Raw genomic sequence first — 13,974 nt, 5'->3', positions numbered from 1 at the left:
GGGCCGGAACCCCGGCGCAAGAAAGGCCCGGCCACGAGGGCCGGGGGGGCATTGTCGGCGAAACCGCGCCGCTGCGTGAAGCAGGGGGCTTGGCCCGGGCGCTCAGGCCAGGCGGCGCGGCCGACCAGCAGGCTGTTCACCAAGCCGCCAGCCGTTGCAGCCGGGCCGGTGGCACATGCCTGAGCGGCTATCTGGCTTCGGCCGCATGAAGCGTTGAGTAAAGCGTCAGAGCCATTGCCAAAACCGGCGCGCAAGAGAAGACCAGATCGTGACTCAAGGCGGGAGCCGGCCCTGCCTCTTCAGCTCCTTGAGCCGCCTTTCCGTGGCGCGGTCCAAGGCGTCTTGCAGCAGGTTCATCTTGCGTTTGTTGCAAGGAGCGCAGTCGTAGTAGCGTGAGGGTACTCCAAGGGGTTCAAGCTTCCTGTTCGCCTCGAAGATTCTGATTCGCCCTGTCGGCTCGATATCCATGACGATGATCTTTCCGCTCTTGAACGTGACGGACGCACCTCCGGAGCATCCGGATCTATCCATGTTTTCTTCGCTGAAATAGGCTTTTTCCGAAATTCGGCGTATATGCTGCAATGCATATCGCACATCCTCCTCGGTCAGGATCACATCGTCGCAATCGAGCCATTTTTTATCCTCCCAAGCGGGGTTGCTTGATGAGGGGACGAAGATATTGATTTTCTGGATGTTCTTTGCAGAATACCGGGCGTCAGCAGCATGAATCGTTGAGGCCACGACCATCGCTGAAGTTATTGCCCAAAAAAATTGGTGGTACTTCATGGTGTGTTCGTAGGAAGGTTCCAGTTTGCACCTTCTGCTTCGGTCAGATTTTTCCAACTTACCTCGGGATGTTTGAAGACTTCACCGGGCGACAGTTGCATGGAGTCCTGCAGTGCTTCAACAAGCCATGTCAGTGACCGGTTCTGAGCTTGGGTCGGGGCGGGATAGAGGCCGCGCTCTCCTCGCAATCTCTCGGGGGGCAAATCCGCTTCGTTGGAGGAAGGTTTGAACCCCTTCGGCAACTCCGCTCGGCCGACCATCTCGATACCTATGGCCTCCATATTGCTCGGATAGCGTTCACCAGGAGCCTTCATCATCTCGATGCGGTGTACCCCTTTTGCCTTCAGTCCTTCATAGTCCTTGGCCCTGCATTTCCCCACAAGCAGGCATCTTGCCTTCAGCGGCCCCACATGGTTGGTGCGCTGGTAGATGGCCGCCGTCTGGTAGATGGTGCCGTCCTTGTCGATGAGAAAGTGTGCCGCATTGGCCTTCGGGTTTTTGTAGCTGTTGAGCGAAGACTGGGCCGTGTTGGCATCGGTCTGGTGCACGACGATGCCGGTGATGGCGGCGGTCCGCTTTCCTCTCTCGATGGCGGGGCTGCGCGCATTCTTGACGCGCGCATGGATGAGCATTCCGTCCTTGGTGATTTCGACAAGCATGTGAGTCCCGGGGTTGCGTTGAACGGCAGCGGGCATTGCGCTGCGCCTCCATCCCGTTTCAGGGAGGGTCAACGGTCACCTTAGGGTAGATGTGATCAATCGAGGTCCATGTCACGATAGCCAGCATGGTGTTCCTAGGAGTGGCGTGGCCTTCTGGAACGGTGGACTCGCCCATGAAAAAAGCCCCATGCAAAGGCATGGGGCTTTTGGGTGCCGGGCCGCTGAGGCCCGGACCTGCGATCAGCGCTGGCCGATCGGCTTGACGTCGCGGGACACGGAGCCCGTGAACAGCTGGCGGGGACGGCCGATCTTGTACTCGGGGTCGGCCATCTGCTCGTTGAGCTGGGCGATCCAGCCCACGGTGCGGGCCAGGGCGAAGATGCCGGTGAACAGGTTCACGGGCACGCCGATGGCGCGCTGCACGATGCCGGAGTAGAAGTCCACGTTCGGGTAGAGCTTGCGCTGCACGAAGTAGTCGTCTTCCAGGGCGATCTTCTCGACTTCCTTGGCCAGGGCGAACAGGGGGTCCTTTTCCAGGCCCAGTTCGGCCAGCACTTCATTGCAGGTTTCCTGCATGAGCTTGGCGCGGGGGTCGTAGTTCTTGTAGACGCGGTGGCCGAAGCCCATCAGCTTGACGCCGCTGTTCTTGTCCTTGACCTGTTCCATGAACTCGCCGACCTTGGCAACGCCGCCGTTGGCCTGCAGGTATTCCAGCATGTTCAGGCAGGCTTCGTTGGCGCCGCCGTGGGCGGGGCCCCACAGGCAGGCCACGCCGGCCGAGATGGCGGCGAAGGGGTTGGTGCCCGACGAGCCGCACAGGCGCACGGTGGAGGTGGAGGCGTTTTGCTCGTGGTCTGCGTGCAGGATGAAGATGCGGTCCAGCGCGCGCTCGACCACGGGGTTCACCTTGAACTCCTCGCAGGGGTTGCCGAACATCATGCGCATGAAGTTGCCGGCGTAGCTCAGGTCGTTCTTGGGGTACATGTACGGCGCACCGATGCCGTACTTGTAGGCCATGGAGACCAGCGTGGGCATCTTGGCGATCAGGCGGATCGCGGCGATGTCGCGGTGCTCGGCGTTGTTGATGTCCATGTTGTCGTGGTAGAAGGCCGACATGCCGCCGACCAGGCCCGTCAGGACGGCCATGGGGTGGGCGTCACGGCGGAAACCACGCAGGAAGAACTGCATCTGCTCGTTGACCATGGTGTGCTTGGTCACGCGCTCGACGAAGTCGGCCTTCTGCGACTCGTTGGGCAGCTCGCCGTACAGCAGCAGGTAGCAGGTCTCGAGGTAGTCGCAGTTCTTGGCCAGCTGCTCGATGGGGTAGCCGCGGTACAGCAGCTCGCCCTTGTCGCCATCGATGTAGGTGATGGCGGACTGGCACGAGGCGGTAGAGAGGAAGCCCGGGTCATAGGTGAACATGCCGGTCTGCGCGTACAGCTTGCGGATGTCCACCACGTCGGGACCGACGTTGCCCTGGTAGACGGGCAGCTCGACGCTGGGGGCGCCGTTGCTGAAAGACAGCGTTGCTTTGTTGTCTGCGAGTTTCATTTCCAAACTTCCTTCTCTAGATTGCCTAGCCTACTAGCGGGAGAGAACCGGGCTTGCGCTTGCGCACCAGTTCCAGAACTTCCCTGATTTCTTGGGTATCGAGTTCACCTTCAGGCTCCTTGCGGCGCAAGAAGAGGTCCATCAGGTCGTTGTCTGCCAGGTCCATCAAGGCAGACAGACCGCTCGCGTGTCTCCGCGTGAGCTGGTCTCCGTAGGTGGCGAAGAACTGCGCGATGAACAGGTCGTTCTCGACCAGGCCGCGCCGGCAGCGCCAGCGCAGCAGGTCTCGCTCGCGTTCGTCGAGCAGAGTATTCGTCATGGTCATCAGATGGCCCGGCGGACCATCAGTTCCTTGATCTTGCCAATGGCCTGCGTGGGGTTCAGGTGCTTGGGGCACACGTCCACGCAGTTCATGATGGTGTGGCAACGGAAGAGGCGGTACGGATCTTCCAGGTTGTCAAGGCGGTCACCCGTGGCCTCGTCGCGGCTGTCCGCGATGAAGCGGTAGGCCTGCAGCAGGCCGGCCGGGCCCACGAACTTGTCGGGGTTCCACCAGAAGCTGGGGCAGCTGGTGGAGCAGCTGGCGCACAGAATGCACTCGTACAGGCCGTTGAGCTCTTCGCGCTCTTCAGGCGACTGCAGGCGTTCCTTGGTGGGAGACGCGAAGCTGTCGTTCTGCAGGTACGGCTTGATCGAGTGGTACTGCTTGAAGAACTGCGTCATGTCCACGATCAGGTCGCGGATCACGGGCAGGCCGGGCAGGGGCTTGAGAACGATGTCGCCCTGCAGGGTCTTCATGTTCGTCAGGCAGGCCAGGCCGTTCTTGCCATTAATGTTCATCGCGTCCGAGCCGCACACGCCTTCGCGGCAGGAGCGGCGGAACGAGATGGAGGGGTCCATCTCCTTGAGCTTGACCAGGGCGTCCAGCAGCATGCGCTCGTGGCCGTCCAGCTCGACCTCGACGGTCTGCATGTAGGGCTTGGCATCCTTGTCCGGGTCGTAGCGGTAGATCTTGAAAGTGCGCTTCATTTGTCTGTTCTCTCGTGGGCTGCTGGATTAGAACGTGCGGACCTTGGGCGGCACGCTGTCCACCGTGAGGGGCTTCAGGTTCACGGGCTTGTAGTCCAGGCTGTTGGTGGCGCTGTACCACAGGGTGTGCTTGAGCCATTCCTTGTCATTGCGGCCCAGCGGGAACTCGGCGTGGTCGGCAGGATGCTCGTAGTCGTACACGGTGTGGGCGCCGCGGCATTCGTGGCGGGCAGCGGCCGAGATCATGGTGGCCTGGGCCACTTCGATCAGGTTGTCCACTTCCAGCGCTTCCATGCGGGCGGTGTTCCAGACCTTGGACTTGTCCTTGAGGGTCACGGAGCCCACGCGTTCGCGGATGGCGTTGATCTTGACTTCGCCTTCGTCCATGCTCTTTTGCGTGCGGAACACGCCGGCATGCTGCTGCATCGTGGCGCGGATGTCGCCAGCCAGGTCCTGGGCGTAGGTGCCTTCCTTGGAGTCGTCGAGCTGGTTCAGGCGCGTGAGCGTGCGCTCCGAGCCATCGGCCGGCACGGGCTTGTGGTCGCCGAAGCCGTTGACGAACTGCACGATGTGCTTGCCGGCCGACTTGCCGAAGACCAGCAGGTCCAGCAGCGAGTTCGTGCCCAGGCGGTTGGCGCCGTGCACCGACACGCACGAGCATTCGCCCACGGCGTACAGGCCATTGACCACGTTGTTCTGCTGGCCGTCCCACACCACGACTTGGCCGTTGATGTTGGTGGGAATGCCGCCCATCTGGTAGTGGATGGTGGGCACCACGGGAATCGGTTCCTTGGTGATGTCCACGTTGGCGAAGTTGTGGCCGATCTCTTCCACCGAAGGCAGGCGCTTGCGGATGGTGTCGGCGCCCAGGTGGTCCAGCTTCATCAGGATGTAATCCTTGTTGGGACCACAGCCACGGCCTTCCTTGATTTCCTGGTCCATGGAGCGGGACACGAAGTCACGCGGTGCCAGATCCTTCAGCGTGGGAGCGTAGCGCTCCATGAAGCGTTCGCCTTCGCTGTTGAGCAGGATGGCGCCTTCGCCACGGCAGCCTTCGGTCAGCAGCACGCCCGCGCCGGCCACGCCGGTGGGGTGGAACTGCCAGAACTCCATGTCCTGCAGCGGGATGCCTGCGCGTGCAGCCATGCCCAGGCCGTCGCCGGTGTTGATGAAGGCATTGGTCGATGCCTGGAAGATGCGGCCAGCGCCACCCGTGGCCAGCAGCACGGCCTTGGCGTGCAGCTCGTACAGGTCGCCGGTTTCCAGTTCGATGGCGGTCACGCCGACCACGTCGCCCTGGGTGTTGCGGATCAGGTCCAGCGCCATCCACTCCACGAAGAAGTTGGTCTTGGACTTGACGTTCTGCTGGTACAGCGTGTGCAGCATGGCGTGGCCAGTACGGTCGGCCGCGGCGCAGGCGCGCTGCACGGGCTTTTCACCGTAGTTGGCCGTGTGGCCGCCGAAGGGGCGCTGGTAGATGGTGCCGTCGGGGTTGCGGTCGAACGGCATGCCGAAGTGTTCCAGCTCGATCACGACGTTGGGCGCTTCGCGGCACATGAACTCGATCGCATCCTGGTCGCCGAGCCAGTCGGAGCCCTTGATGGTGTCGTAGAAGTGGTAGTGCCAGTTGTCCTCGCTCATGTTGCCCAGCGAAGCGGACACGCCGCCTTGCGCGGCCACGGTGTGCGAGCGCGTGGGGAAGACCTTGGACAGCGAGGCCACGGACAGGCCGGCGCGCGACAGTTCCAGCGCGGCACGCAGGCCGGAGCCGCCAGCGCCGACGATGACGACGTCAAACTTGCGCTTGGTGATGTTTGCTTTGGAGTAGCTCATTCTTAACCTTCAATCGTGGAGACCGAGTCTCTATCAGATACGCCACAGGATCTGGATGCCCCAGCCGGCGCAGCCGACCAGCCAGACCAGGGTGAAAACGTTCAGCACCAGGCGCAGGCCCACGGGCTTGACGTAGTCCATCCAGATGTCGCGCACGCCGACCCAGACGTGCCAGGCCAGCGAGACGATCACGGCGAAGGTCAGGAACTTCATCCACTGCGGGGCAAAGATGCCGGCCCACAGGTCATAGCCGACGGAGCCGGTGCTGAAGATCAGCTTGGCCAGCAGCACGATGGTGAACAGTGCCATCAGCACGCCGGTGACGCGCTGCACCATCCAGTCGCGGATGCCGTAGTGCGCACCGACCACGGTGCGCTTGGAGCCGTAATTCACGGACATGGTTCTTTTTCCTTATCGTGAGGGGAGATCGTCTATCAGTACAGGCCGAACAGCTTGGCGCCCAGGATCAGGGTCAGGCCCACGCTCAGCACCAGCACCACCAGGGCGGAGGTCTTGCCGAACTGCTTGTTGACCGCATGGTGGTTCACGTCCATGAACAGGTGGCGCAGGCCGGCGCAGAAGTGGTGCAGGTAGGCCCAGATCAATGCCAGGCACACGAGCTTGAGGAACCATCCGAAGGGACCCGCGAAAACCGAGGTGAAGCCGTCGAAGGAGATCTCCGAGGTCAGCGACATGTCCATCATCCACAGGATGAAAGGCAGCAGGATGAACATCAGCAGGCCGCTGATGCGGTGCAGGATGGACACGATGCCGGCCGGCGGCAACCGGTAGGTGGGGAGGTCCTTGAAGAAGTTGATGTTGCGGAACTCTGGCCGCTTTTTGGCTTGCTCAGTCATGGCAGGGTACTTTCGTGGATGTAACTGCTTCGTAATCGCTCAGGGGCGGCGATGCAAAATTCTATTGCAATGCAATAAAAACAGCTTTGCTGGGAATTGCGTATTTTCGCCCGCTTCTCTGGGGAACGGATCGTTCAGCTCAACGCGTTGCGGTAGTGATGGGTGTCGGTGCGGTACAGGCCACGGCGTAACTCCATGGGAACATCGTTGTATGTGTAAGCGGTGCGCTCCACGCTCAGCAGGGGCGTGGTGCTGGGCACGTCCAGCAGCAGGGCCTGTTCGGCCTCGGGCAGGACGGCGCGGATCTTTTCGTCGGCGCGCACCATGCGCACGCCGTAGTCCAGCTCGAACATGGCGTAGGTGGGGCCCTGGTAGGCGGACATCTGCTCGGCGGTCAGGCCCTTGAAGGCGTGGCCCGGCAGCCAGATGTCTTCCAAAATGGTCGGGATTGCGGAGAACGACAGCACGCGGCGCACGTGCATCACGGCATCGCCGCTGCGCAGCGCCAGGCCGCGCGCCACGTCGGCCGATGCGCGCAGGCGCCGGCAGTCGATGATGCGGCGCTCGGCACGGCCCTCGCCCTGCTGGTCGCCGGCGTCGGGCTGCAGCTTGAGGAAGCGGTACTGCACATGCTGGGCCGCGTGGGTGGCCACGAAGGTGCCCTTGCCCTGGCGGCGCATCACCAAGTTCTCCGCGGCCAGCTCGTCGATGGCCTTGCGCACCGTGCCCTGGCTCACGCGAAAGCGCGCCGCCAGCTCCATCTCGCTGGGGATCAGCTCGCCGGGCCGCCATTCGCCTGCTTCAAGGCTTTGCAGTATCAGTCCCTTGATCTGCTGGTACAGCGGGCTGAAGGCCGGGGTCGATGCGCCCGCGCCGATGGTGGCAGCGGCGGTTTCAGAGGCGAGGGGAGGCAGGGCTGGCATGGGAAAGTTCGGAGTGGGGAGGCTCCCGGCGACGCAGATGAAAGACTTGGAAACAGACGTCGATCATATCTTATATAAGACATAAGACAAATTGACCGGGCTCCGAAATCGGGAGTACACTTTCGCGTTGTTTGCGGAGCACGGGCTGCTGGTTTCTGACGCTGGTGCGACCTGGCGCCGATAACACCTGATTTTTTCCCCATCCCTGGAGTTTCATCATGAGCAAGAAGCCCGTTCGTGTCGCCGTCACCGGTGCCGCCGGTCAAATTGGTTACGCCCTGCTGTTTCGCATCGCCTCCGGCGAAATGCTGGGTAAGGACCAGCCCGTCATTCTGCAACTGCTGGAGATTCCCGACGAGAAGGCCCAGAACGCGCTCAAGGGCGTGATCATGGAACTCGAAGACTGCGCCTTCCCCCTGCTGGCCGGCATCGAAGCCCACTCCGACCCCCTGCAAGCCTTCAAGGACACCGACTACGCCCTGCTGGTCGGCGCGCGTCCCCGCGGCCCCGGCATGGAACGTGCCGACCTGCTGGCTGCCAACGCACAGATCTTCACGGCCCAGGGCAAGGCGCTGAACGCCGTGGCCTCGCGCAACGTGAAGGTGCTGGTCGTCGGCAACCCTGCCAACACCAACGCCTACATCGCCATGAAGTCGGCTCCGGACCTGCCGGCCAAGAACTTCACCGCCATGCTGCGCCTGGACCACAACCGCGCTGCATCGCAGCTGGCTGCCAAGGCCGGCTTCAAGGTGGGCGACATCCGCAAGCTGACCGTCTGGGGCAACCACTCGCCCACGATGTACGCCGACTACCGCTTCGCCACCGTCAACGGTGAAAGCGTCAAGGCCAAGATCAACGACCAGGCCTGGAACAAGGACGTGTTCCTGCCCACCGTCGGCAAGCGTGGCGCCGCCATCATTGCAGCGCGCGGCCTGTCCTCGGCTGCCTCGGCTGCCAACGCTGCCATCGACCACATGCGCGACTGGGCCCTGGGCTCGGGCGGCGAATGGGTCACCATGGGCGTGCCCTCCAACGGCGAATACGGCATTCCCGCCGGCATCGTCTTCGGCTTCCCGGTCACCACCGAGAACGGCGAGTACAAGATCGTCGAAGGCCTGGAAATCGACGCCTTCTCGCAAGAGTGCATCGACAAGACCCTGGCCGAGCTGCAAGGCGAACAGGACGGCGTCAAGCACCTGCTGTAAGCCGCCGGCAAGCCATGCTCGACTGGAATCCCGCGCTTTACCTGCGTTTCGCCAATGAGCGTACGCGCCCCGCAGCCGAGCTGCTGGCGCGTGTGCCCTTGGCCCAGGCCCGCCATGTGGTGGACCTGGGATGCGGGCCGGGCAATTCCACCGAGCTGCTTGCACAGCGCTATGCCGGTGCCACGATCACCGGCATAGACAACTCCCAGGCGATGCTGGCCACCGCGCGCCAGCATCTGCCTGAGGCCCGCTTCGCGCTGGCCGACATTGCTTCCTGGACGCCCGCCCCCGGCGAGAGCGCTCCCGACCTGATTTATGCCAATGCCTCCCTCCAGTGGGTGGGGGAGCATGAAACGCTGATACCCCGCCTGTTCGCCCAACTGGCGCCAGGGGGCGTGCTGGCGATACAGATGCCCGACAACCGGCAGGAAGCCACGCACCGCGTAATGCGCGAGATTGCCAGCCTGCCCAAGTTTGCCGCCTACATCGGCGATGCCGCCAAGGTGCGGGCCGACATCCTGCCCATCCGCAGCTACTACGACCTGCTGGCCGGACCGCAGGAGCAGGCCGGCGTCGAGGCCGGCGCCGTCGATGTCTGGCACACCGTCTACCAGCATCCCATGGACTCGGCCGGCGCCATCGTCCAGTGGCTGCGCGGCACCGGCCTCAAGCCTTTCGTCGAGGGCCTGCCTGAAGCCCTGCAGGCTGACTTCCTCACCGAATACGAAAACCGCGTGGACGCCGCCTACGGCGTGCGCGCCGACGGCCGGCGCCTGCTGGCCTTCCCCCGCCTGTTCATCGTCGCCCAGCGCAAGCCATGACCGCCGCCACGTCCACACCCTCTCGCGCACACCCGGCCCAGGTGCTGCTCGATGCGCAGGGCGGTGCCCTGCACCTGCCCGTCTGCGACCACTACAGCGGCGTGGAAGTGCGCATGCGCAAGAGCCTGCAGCTGCAGGCCGAGATGATGGCCGAGTTCGGCACCTGCGTGTTCGACGTCACGCTGGACTGCGAGGACGGCGCCCCCGTGGGCCAGGAGGCCGCCCATGCGCGCCTGGTGGCCTCGCTGGCGCGTGATGCCGCGCCCGGCGCCCGCGTGGCTGCGCGCGTGCATGCCGTGGACCACGCCAGTTTCGCGCAGGACCTGGACATCATCGTCGGCGAGGCCGGCGACCGCCTGTGCCACCTCATGCTGCCCAAGGTGGAAAGCGTGGACGACGTGCTGCTGGCCGAGCGGCATCTGGGCCGACTGGGCTGCCGCGAACTGCCGCTGCATGTGCTCATCGAGTCGCCCGCCGCCGTGCACCGTGCCTTCGACATCGCCGCACACCCGCGCGTGCAGAGCATTTCCTTCGGCCTGATGGACTTCGTCTCGGCCCATGGCGGCGCGATTCCCGCCTCGGCCATGGGCTCGGCCGGCCAGTTCGACCATCCGCTGGTCGTGCGCGCCAAGCTGGAGATCGCAGCTGCCTGCCACGCGCACGGAAAGGTGCCTTCGCACTGCGTGGTCACCGAGTTCAGGAATCCACAGGCGCTGCAGGCCGCTGCCACACAGGCGTCACGGCGGCTCGGCTATACCCGCATGTGGAGCATCCACCCGGACCAGATCCGTCCCATCCTCGCCGCGTTCGCGCCCCAGGCCGACGAAGTGGCGCAGGCCGCACAAATACTTACCGCCGCCGAGGCCGCCGACTGGGCGCCCGTCAGCGTGGATGGTGTATTACATGACCGGGCGAGCTACCGCTATTTCTGGCAGTTGCTCACACGTGCCCACCAGACCGGCCAGGCGCTGCCCCCGCAGGTGCAGCCCTGGTTTGCATCAGAATCACTTGCTTAGCCCACACCGGGAATTTGCAGGAGCCCAACGTATGAAGACAGCTATCGCCTCCATCCTGATCGCAGCCCCCTTGCTGGCCATGGGCCTGGGCGCCAGCGCCGCCGAACCTGCCAAGAAGGCTCCGGCCAAGGCCGCCGCCAAGCCTGCGGTCAAGAAGGCTCCCGCCAAGAAGGCCACCGCGGCCAAGGCCGCTGCCGGCGCTGCCGCAGTCGGCGGTGCGGCGGCCGTGGCAGCTGCTGCCCAGCAGCCGCTGTCCGCCGAAGACCTGGCCATCTCGGAGCGCGTGCACACCGGCCGCATTCCCTGCGAGCTGGGCGCCTTCGTCAATGTCACGGCCGACCAGTCCAACCCCGGCTACTTCAACATCGACGGCAAGGGCTTCAAGTACCACATGGCGCCCGTCAAGACCTCGACCGGCACCGTGCGCCTGGAAGACAAGCATGCCGGCGCCGTCTGGCTGCAGATCGCCAACAAGTCCATGCTCATGAACCAGAAGGTCGGCCAGCGCCTGGCCGACGAATGCATGAGCCCTGACCAGCTTCAGGTGGCCGAGGCCATCAAGAAGAACCCGCCTCCCAGCCTGCTGGAAGCACCCAAGCCCGCCGGCCAGTAATCCAGGCCCGGACCTGAGCGTCCCGCAAGCAGCCCCACTTTAGAAAACCATGGAGAGAGAATCATGTTGAAAGCCTACCGTGACCACGTGGCCGAACGCGCCGCGCTCGGTATCCCCCCGCTGCCGCTGGATGCCAAGCAGGTTGCCGAACTGATCGAGCTGATCAAGAACCCGCCCGCTGGCGAGGACGCCTTCCTGCTCGACCTGCTCACGCACCGCGTTCCTCCGGGCGTGGACGATGCCGCCAAGGTCAAGGCCAGCTTCCTGGCGGCCGTGGCCCACGGTGACATCCAGGTGGCTCTCATCTCCAAGGCCAAGGCCACCGAGCTGCTGGGCACCATGGTGGGCGGCTACAACGTGCATCCCCTGATCGAGCTGCTGGACGACGCCGAAGTCGCCGGCGTCGCTGCCGACGCGCTGAAGAAGACGCTGCTGATGTTCGACTTCTTCAACGACGTGGCCACCAAGGCCAAGGCCGGCAACGCCAAGGCCCAGGAAGTCATGCAGAGCTGGGCCGACGCCGAGTGGTTCACCTCGCGCCCCGAAGTGGACAAGAAGATCACCGTCACCGTCTTCAAGGTGCCCGGCGAGACCAACACCGACGACCTGTCGCCTGCACCCGATGCCTGGAGCCGTCCGGACATCCCGCTGCACTACCTGGCCATGCTCAAGAACACCCGTCCCGACGCGGCCTTCAAGCCCGAGGAAGACGGCAAGCGCGGCCCGATGCAGTTCATCGACGACCTCAAGAAGAAGGGTCACCTGGTCGCCTACGTGGGCGACGTGGTCGGCACCGGCTCCTCGCGCAAGTCGGCCACCAACTCCATCGTCTGGGCCACGGGCCAGGACATCCCCTTCGTGCCCAACAAGCGCTTCGGCGGCGTGACCCTGGGCGGCAAGATCGCCCCCATCTTCTTCAACACGCAGGAAGACTCCGGCTCGCTGCCCATCGAAGTGGACGTCTCCAAGCTGGAGATGGGCGACGTCATCGACGTGCTGCCCTATGACGGCAAGCTGGTCAAGAACGGCGAGACCGTCGCCGAGTTCCAGCTCAAGAGCGACGTGCTGTTCGACGAAGTGCGCGCCGGCGGCCGCATCAACCTGATCATCGGCCGTTCGCTGACCGCCAAGGCCCGCGAATTCCTGGGCCTGTCTGCCTCCACCGTGTTCCGCCTGCCCCAGGCGCCCGCTGCTTCGAACGCCGGCTTCACGCTGGCCCAGAAGATGGTCGGCCGCGCCGTCGGCCTGCCGGAAGGCCAGGGCGTGCGCCCCGGTACCTACTGCGAGCCGCGCATGACCACCGTGGGTTCGCAGGACACCACCGGCCCCATGACCCGCGACGAGCTCAAGGACCTGGCCTGCCTGGGCTTCTCGGCCGACATGGTCATGCAGTCCTTCTGCCACACGGCCGCCTACCCCAAGCCCGTGGACGTCAAGACCCACCGCGAGCTGCCTGCCTTCATCAGCAACCGCGGCGGCGTGGCCCTGCGTCCCGGTGACGGCGTGATCCACTCCTGGCTCAACCGCCTGCTGCTGCCCGACACCGTGGGCACGGGCGGCGACTCGCACACGCGCTTCCCCATCGGCATCTCCTTCCCCGCAGGTTCCGGCCTGGTGGCCTTCGGCGCCGCCACGGGCGTGATGCCCCTGGACATGCCCGAGTCCGTGCTCGTGCGCTTCAAGGGCGAAATGCAGCCCGGCGTCACCCTGCGTGACCTGGTGCATGCCATTCCCCTGTACGCCATCAAGGCAGGCGCGCTGACCGTGGCCAAGGCCGGCAAGAAGAACATCTTCTCGGGCCGCATCCTGGAAATCGAAGGCCTGCCCGACCTCAAGGTCGAGCAAGCTTTCGAGCTGTCCGACGCCTCGGCCGAGCGCTCGGCTGCCGGCTGCACGATCAAGCTCAACCCCGAGCCGATCAAGGAGTACCTGACCTCGAACATCGTTCTGATGAAGAACATGATCGCCGACGGCTACGCCGACGCCAAGACGCTGCAGCGCCGCATCGAGAAGGTCGAAGCCTGGCTGGCCAAGCCCGACCTGCTCGAAGCCGACAAGGACGCCGAATACGCTGCCGTGTTCGAGATCGACCTGGCCGACATCAAGGAACCCATCGTCTGCTGCCCCAACGATCCCGATGACGCCAAGTTCCTGTCCGAAGTGGCCGGCACCAAGATCGATGAAGCCTTCATCGGTTCGTGCATGACCAACATCGGCCACTTCCGCGCAGCAGCCAAGCTGCTGGGCGGCCAGCGCGACATCCCCGTCAAGCTGTGGGTGGCTCCGCCCACCAAGATGGACCAGAACGAGTTGATCAAGGAAGGCCACTACGCCGCCTTCGGCACGGCCGGTGCCCGCACCGAAATGCCGGGCTGCTCGCTGTGCATGGGCAACCAGGCCCAGGTCCGCGAAGGCGCGACGGTGATCTCCACCTCGACCCGCAACTTCCCCAACCGCCTGGGCAAGAACACCAACGTGTTCCTGGGCTCGGCCGAGCTGGCCGCCATCGCATCGCGCCTGGGCAAGCTGCCCACCAAGGAGGAATACCTCAAGGAAATGGGCGTGATCGATGCCGACAAGTCCAGCGTCTACCGCTACATGAACTTCGACCAGATCGAAGAGTACGCGGACGTGGCCAAGGGCGTGAGCGCCTGAGTCCGACCTGATCCGGCTCCATGAGC

At 64.1% G+C, this 13,974-nt stretch carries 14 protein-coding genes; 5 read left to right on the top strand and 9 right to left on the bottom strand.

Annotated features, from left to right (window positions below):
* Window positions 1-273: 273 nt before the first annotated feature.
* The 9 genes from ACF8NF_RS23140 to ACF8NF_RS23100 all read right to left on the bottom strand — a co-directional run bounded on the left by ACF8NF_RS23140 (window position 274) and on the right by ACF8NF_RS23100 (window position 7,638).
* On the bottom strand, window positions 274-786 hold the full coding sequence (locus ACF8NF_RS23140) for a hypothetical protein (RefSeq protein WP_046987324.1): 513 nt from the start codon (window positions 784-786) through the stop codon (window positions 274-276).
* Window positions 783-1,445, bottom strand: a complete 663-nt coding sequence (locus ACF8NF_RS23135; RefSeq protein ID WP_244160517.1) for an N-acetylmuramoyl-L-alanine amidase — start codon at window positions 1,443-1,445, stop codon at window positions 783-785. The genes ACF8NF_RS23140 and ACF8NF_RS23135 overlap by 4 nt, the downstream gene beginning before the upstream one ends.
* Window positions 1,446-1,685: 240 nt before the next feature.
* A complete protein-coding gene (locus ACF8NF_RS23130; RefSeq protein ID WP_016450198.1) occupies window positions 1,686-2,996 on the bottom strand; it encodes a citrate synthase in 1,311 nt (436 codons plus the stop codon).
* A gap of 25 nt (window positions 2,997-3,021) precedes the next feature.
* Window positions 3,022-3,321 carry a succinate dehydrogenase assembly factor 2 gene (locus ACF8NF_RS23125; RefSeq protein ID WP_012204343.1) on the bottom strand — a complete coding sequence of 100 codons (300 nt, stop codon included), beginning with the start codon at window positions 3,319-3,321 and terminating at the stop codon, window positions 3,022-3,024.
* On the bottom strand, window positions 3,321-4,025 hold the full coding sequence (locus ACF8NF_RS23120) for a succinate dehydrogenase iron-sulfur subunit (RefSeq protein WP_012204344.1): 705 nt from the start codon (window positions 4,023-4,025) through the stop codon (window positions 3,321-3,323). The genes ACF8NF_RS23125 and ACF8NF_RS23120 overlap by 1 nt, the downstream gene beginning before the upstream one ends.
* A gap of 27 nt (window positions 4,026-4,052) precedes the next feature.
* Window positions 4,053-5,858 carry a succinate dehydrogenase flavoprotein subunit gene (sdhA, locus tag ACF8NF_RS23115; RefSeq protein WP_016450199.1) on the bottom strand — a complete coding sequence of 602 codons (1,806 nt, stop codon included), beginning with the start codon at window positions 5,856-5,858 and terminating at the stop codon, window positions 4,053-4,055.
* A 33-nt stretch (window positions 5,859-5,891) separates the two neighbouring features.
* Complete coding sequence (gene sdhD, locus ACF8NF_RS23110) at window positions 5,892-6,257, bottom strand: succinate dehydrogenase, hydrophobic membrane anchor protein (protein WP_012204346.1); 366 nt, start codon at window positions 6,255-6,257, stop codon at window positions 5,892-5,894.
* Window positions 6,258-6,292: 35 nt separating this feature from the next.
* Entirely contained in the window at window positions 6,293-6,715 is a 423-nt protein-coding gene (gene sdhC, locus ACF8NF_RS23105; RefSeq protein ID WP_016450200.1) for a succinate dehydrogenase, cytochrome b556 subunit, read from the bottom strand.
* A gap of 134 nt (window positions 6,716-6,849) precedes the next feature.
* Window positions 6,850-7,638 carry a GntR family transcriptional regulator gene (locus ACF8NF_RS23100; protein WP_016450201.1) on the bottom strand — a complete coding sequence of 263 codons (789 nt, stop codon included), beginning with the start codon at window positions 7,636-7,638 and terminating at the stop codon, window positions 6,850-6,852.
* Window positions 7,639-7,856: 218 nt separating this feature from the next.
* On the opposite strand from ACF8NF_RS23100, the gene ACF8NF_RS23095 reads away from it, so the two are divergent.
* The 5 genes from ACF8NF_RS23095 to acnB all read left to right on the top strand — a co-directional run bounded on the left by ACF8NF_RS23095 (window position 7,857) and on the right by acnB (window position 13,948).
* A complete protein-coding gene (locus ACF8NF_RS23095; protein ID WP_012204349.1) occupies window positions 7,857-8,843 on the top strand; it encodes a malate dehydrogenase in 987 nt (328 codons plus the stop codon).
* 14 nt (window positions 8,844-8,857) lie between these two features.
* Complete coding sequence (gene tam, locus ACF8NF_RS23090; RefSeq protein WP_013803434.1) at window positions 8,858-9,664, top strand: trans-aconitate 2-methyltransferase; 807 nt, start codon at window positions 8,858-8,860, stop codon at window positions 9,662-9,664.
* On the top strand, window positions 9,661-10,680 hold the full coding sequence (locus ACF8NF_RS23085; RefSeq protein ID WP_012204351.1) for a CoA ester lyase: 1,020 nt from the start codon (window positions 9,661-9,663) through the stop codon (window positions 10,678-10,680). Before tam ends, ACF8NF_RS23085 begins: the two co-directional genes overlap by 4 nt.
* 31 nt (window positions 10,681-10,711) lie before the next feature.
* The gene (locus tag ACF8NF_RS23080; protein ID WP_016450203.1) at window positions 10,712-11,293 is read left to right on the top strand and encodes a hypothetical protein; all 582 of its coding nucleotides are present in this window, start codon (window positions 10,712-10,714) and stop codon (window positions 11,291-11,293) included.
* Window positions 11,294-11,356: 63 nt separating this feature from the next.
* Window positions 11,357-13,948 carry a bifunctional aconitate hydratase 2/2-methylisocitrate dehydratase gene (gene acnB / locus ACF8NF_RS23075; protein ID WP_016450204.1) on the top strand — a complete coding sequence of 864 codons (2,592 nt, stop codon included), beginning with the start codon at window positions 11,357-11,359 and terminating at the stop codon, window positions 13,946-13,948.
* Window positions 13,949-13,974: the final 26 nt, after the last annotated feature.

The sequence above is a fragment of the Delftia sp. WSY_22 genome, assembly GCF_043104185.1.
Taxonomy (GTDB): Bacteria; Pseudomonadota; Gammaproteobacteria; order Burkholderiales; family Burkholderiaceae_C; genus Comamonas; species Comamonas tsuruhatensis.
The sequence above is the reverse complement of the archived record's forward strand: the minus strand, read 5'-3'. Positions and strand labels throughout refer to the sequence as shown.